Source organism: Achromobacter sp. GbtcB20 (genome assembly GCF_019091095.1).
In the GTDB taxonomy this organism is placed as follows: domain Bacteria; phylum Pseudomonadota; class Gammaproteobacteria; order Burkholderiales; family Burkholderiaceae_B; genus Achromobacter; species Achromobacter mucicolens.
Window position 1 is genome coordinate 1 of record NZ_JAGXJZ010000119.1, and the last position, 694, is coordinate 694.

The window sequence follows — 694 nt, forward strand, 5'->3', positions numbered from 1 at the left end:
CGGCACCGCCCCGGTCCGGATCGGCGTACCCGAGGACATCGCCGGCAGCGCGATGGCGCGGGTCTTCCACGACTTCACCCGGCGCCACCGCGAAGTCCACCTCGACGTCACGGCCGGCCTGAGCCGCGACCTGACGCGCGCCTACCGCGCCGGCGAGTTCGACATCCTGGTTGCCAAGGAGCCGGCCGCCAGTCCCGACTGCCGCGCCACCTTTCCCGAGGCGCTGGCGTGGTTCGAAAGCGCCGCCGCAGAGGACTGGCCGAATCCCCTGCCCCTGGTGACCTTCCCGCCGGGCGGCCTGTACCGCGACGCCATGTTCGAGCGCATCGAGGGCGAACGGCTGCGCTGGTACATCGCCTTTTCCGGCAGCAGCCTGCACAACGTCCTGGTCGCGGTAGAGGCCGGGCTCGGCCTGTCGCTGCTGCCGAAGGCCGCCGCTGCCGGCTACCGCGTGCGGCCGTATGCGCGCTTTCCCGACGAGCCGGCCATCGCGGTATCGATCTACGCCTGGGAAAACACGGGGCTGGTTGCCGAGCTGGTCGAAGGAATACGCGCGGTGCTCGCCGACAGGCAGGCGCGCTTCGGATAACAGGGGAAATGCGAGGAACTGCAGGGGAAAAGGCGGACTGGAGCGGGTGAAGGGAATCGAACCCTCGTCTTAAGCTTGGGAAGCTTCAGCTCTACCATTGAGCTA

The 694-nt window shown here is 68.6% G+C and carries 1 protein-coding gene; it reads left to right on the forward strand.

What is annotated here, in order from left to right:
• A partial coding sequence (locus KVT32_RS28090) for a substrate-binding domain-containing protein (protein ID WP_217619196.1) occupies positions 1 to 589 on the forward strand: 589 nt, incomplete at its 5' end.
• Positions 590 to 694 lie beyond the last annotated feature (105 nt).